Raw genomic sequence first — 3,807 nt, 5'->3', positions numbered from 1 at the left:
GTTAGAGCTGGTCTGTAGCTCAGGTGGTTAGAGCGCACCCCTGATAAGGGTGAGGTCGGTAGTTCGAGTCTACTCAGACCAACCAATTCGCCGCCAAGCGTTGTTGCAGCGAACCTCACATACTTTAAGTATGCTTCGGTTCACCGCGCCTAGCTTGACAACGAATTTACCAATTTAGATTGGGGTTATAGCTCAGCTGGGAGAGCGCCTGCCTTGCACGCAGGAGGTCAGCGGTTCGATCCCGCTTAACTCCACCAAATTCGCTTGATACTTCGTTACTTAAAACCTCACATACTTTAAGTATGCTTCGGTTCAAAGTGCCTTGGCTAAAACGCAAATTCCCGGTTCAAGAAATGGGGTTATAGCTCAGCTGGGAGAGCGCCTGCCTTGCACGCAGGAGGTCAGCGGTTCGATCCCGCTTAACTCCACCATTCCTTGTGAATGAATACTGTTTGAAAACTCAAAAACAACCATTCTTACAAAGAATTGTTCTCTTTGAGCTTTATGCTCGAAGTGCTCTTTAACAAATTGGCAAGCTGATAGAAAGAAAACAAGGTAAANAATGGGGTTATAGCTCAGCTGGGAGAGCGCCTGCCTTGCACGCAGGAGGTCAGCGGTTCGATCCCGCTTAACTCCACCAAATTCGCTTGATACTTCGTTACTTAACACCTCACATACTTTAAGTATGCTTCGGTATTAAGTGCATCGTCTGAAACGAATTACATACTGTTTGAAATCTCAAAGACAACCATTCTTTCAAAGAATTGTTCTCTTTGAGCTTTATGCTCGAAGTGCTCTTTAACAAATTGGCAAGCTGATAGAAAGAAAACAAGGTAAAACAATTTATTTGTGAACCTTATCACACCTTCAATTCCAGACATTTTGGGGTTGTATGGTTAAGTGACTAAGCGTACACGGTGGATGCCTTGGCAGTCAGAGGCGATGAAGGACGTGCTAACCTGCGAAAAGCTGTGAGAAGTCGGTAAGAGACGTTAGACTCACAGATGTCCGAATGGGGAAACCCACCTGATTTATCAGGTATCGTATGATGAATACATAGTCATACGAGGCGAACCGGGAGAACTGAAACATCTAAGTACCCCGAGGAAAAGAAATCAACCGAGATCCCCTTAGTAGCGGCGAGCGAACGGGGGCTAGCCCTTAAGTTGATAAAGAGTTAGTGGAACGCTCTGGAAAGTGCGGCGATACAGGGTGATAGCCCCGTACACGAAAAGGCTTTATCAATGAAAACGAGTAGGACGGGACACGTGGTATCCTGTTTGAACATGGGGGGACCATCCTCCAAGGCTAAATACTCCTGACTGACCGATAGTGAACCAGTACCGTGAGGGAAAGGCGAAAAGAACCCCTGTTAGGGGAGTGAAATAGAACCTGAAACCGTGTACGTACAAGCAGTGGGAGCCCCTTCGTGGGGTGACTGCGTACCTTTTGTATAATGGGTCAGCGACTTACATTCTGTAGCGAGGTTAACCGAATAGGGGAGCCGTAGGGAAACCGAGTCTTAACTGGGCGAATAGTTGCAGGGTGTAGACCCGAAACCGGGCGATCTATCCATGAGCAGGTTGAAGGTTGGGTAACACTAACTGGAGGACCGAACCCACAAATGTTGAAAAATTTGGGGATGACTTGTGGATCGGAGTGAAAGGCTAATCAAGCTCGGAGATATCTGGTTCTCCTCGAAAGCTATTTAGGTAGCGCCTCGAGCGAATACCATTGGGGGTAGAGCACTGTTAAGGCTAGGGGGTCATCCCGACTTACCAACCCTTTGCAAACTCCGAATACCAATGAGTACTACTCGGGAGACACACGACGGGTGCTAACGTCCGCCGTGAAAAGGGAAACAACCCAGACCACCAGCTAAGGTCCCAAAGTCATGGTTAAGTGGAAAACGATGTGGAAAGGCATAGACAGCTAGGAGGTTGGCTTAGAAGCAGCCACCCTTTAAAGAAAGCGTAATAGCTCACTAGTCGAGTCGGTCTGCGCGGAAGATGTAACGGGGCTAAACCATGCACCGAAGCTGTGGACTTGCACTATGTGCAAGTGGTAGAGGAGCGTTCTGTAAGCCGTTGAAGGTGACTCGTGAGGGTTGCTGGAGGTATCAGAAGTGCGAATGCTGACATAAGTAACGATAAGGGGAGTGAAAAACTTCCCCGCCGGAAGACCAAGGGTTCCTATCCCATGCTAATCAGGGTAGGGTAAGTCGGCCCCTAAGGCGAGGGCGAAAGCCGTAGTCGATGGGAAACGGGTTAATATTCCCGTACCGACAATACTGCGATGGGGGGACGGAGAAAGCTAGGCAGGCATGGCGTTGGTAGTCCATGTGAAAGTGCGTAGGAAGGGGGATTAGGCAAATCCGGTTCCCTATATTCTGAGACACGAGACGAGCCACTACGGTGGTGAAGCTGTTGACGCTACGCTTCCAGGAAAATCCTCTAAGCTTCAGGTATTGTCGACCGTACTCGAAACCGACACAGGTGGTCAGGTAGAGCATACCAAGGCGCTTGAGAGAACTCTGGTGAAGGAACTAGGCAAAATAGTACCGTAACTTCGGGAGAAGGTACGCTCTTGTGGGTGAAGGACTTGCTCCGTAAGCCTATGAGAGTCGCAGTGACCAGCTGGCTGCAACTGTTTATTAAAAACACAGCACTCTGCAAACTCGTAAGAGGACGTATAGGGTGTGACACCTGCCCGGTGCCGGAAGGTTAATTGATGGGGTTAGCGCAAGCGAAGCTCTTGATCGAAGCCCCGGTAAACGGCGGCCGTAACTATAACGGTCCTAAGGTAGCGAAATTCCTTGTCGGGTAAGTTCCGACCTGCACGAATGGTGTAATGATGGCCAGGCTGTCTCCACCAGAGACTCAGTGAAATTGAAATTGCGGTGAAGATGCCGTATACCCGCGGCTAGACGGAAAGACCCCGTGAACCTTTACTATAGCTTGGCACTGAACATTGACCCTACATGTGTAGGATAGGTGGGAGACTTTGAAGTTGGAACGCCAGTTCTGATGGAGTCGTCCTTGAAATACCACCCTTGTATGTTTGATGTTCTAACGTAGGCCCCTAATCGGGGTTGCGGACAGTGTCTGGTGGGTAGTTTGACTGGGGCGGTCTCCTCCTAAAGAGTAACGGAGGAGCACGAAGGTTGGCTAAGTACGGTCGGACATCGTACGGTTAGTGCAAAGGCAGAAGCCAGCTTAACTGCGAGACAGACACGTCGAGCAGGTACGAAAGTAGGTCTTAGTGATCCGGTGGTTCTGTATGGAAGGGCCATCGCTCAACGGATAAAAGGTACTCCGGGGATAACAGGCTGATACCGCCCAAGAGTTCATATCGACGGCGGTGTTTGGCACCTCGATGTCGGCTCATCACATCCTGGGGCTGAAGTCGGTCCCAAGGGTATGGCTGTTCGCCATTTAAAGTGGTACGCGAGCTGGGTTTAGAACGTCGTGAGACAGTTCGGTCCCTATCTGCCGTGGGCGTTGGATGATTGATTGGAGTTGTTCCTAGTACGAGAGGACCGGAATGAACGAACCGCTGGTGTTCGGGTTGTCATGCCAATGGCACTGCCCGGTAGCTACGTTCGGAACGGATAACCGCTGAAAGCATCTAAGCGGGAAGCCGGCCAAGAGATGAGTCATCCCTTGTACCTTGAGTACACATAAGGGTCGTTGGAGACCACAACGTTGATAGGTGAGGTGTGGAAGCGCAGTGATGTGTTAAGCTAACTCATACTAATTGCCCGAGAGGCTTAACCATACAACGCCCAAGGTGTTTGTGTGGGTGTGA

At 49.9% G+C, this 3,807-nt stretch carries 4 tRNA genes and 1 rRNA gene; all 5 read left to right on the top strand.

The features are described from left to right. The first annotated feature begins 8 nt into the window (after positions 1-8). The 5 genes from EMM73_RS19525 to EMM73_RS19505 all read left to right on the top strand — a co-directional run bounded on the left by EMM73_RS19525 (position 9) and on the right by EMM73_RS19505 (position 3,777). Positions 9-85: transfer RNA gene (locus EMM73_RS19525), tRNA-Ile, on the top strand. 96 nt (positions 86-181) lie between these two features. Continuing rightward, a tRNA-Ala gene (locus EMM73_RS19520) sits at positions 182-257 on the top strand. 98 nt (positions 258-355) lie between these two features. Then, positions 356-431, top strand: a tRNA-Ala gene (locus tag EMM73_RS19515). Positions 432-564: 133 nt separating this feature from the next. Further along, positions 565-640 (top strand) — tRNA-Ala (locus EMM73_RS19510). 254 nt (positions 641-894) lie between these two features. Continuing rightward, a 23S ribosomal RNA gene (locus EMM73_RS19505) occupies positions 895-3,777 on the top strand. The last annotated feature ends 30 nt before the right edge of the window (positions 3,778-3,807 follow it).

The organism is Rheinheimera sediminis (assembly GCF_004005375.1).
In the GTDB taxonomy this organism is placed as follows: Bacteria; Pseudomonadota; Gammaproteobacteria; order Enterobacterales; family Alteromonadaceae; genus Pararheinheimera.
This window is presented reverse-complemented; position numbering and strand designations above follow the sequence as displayed.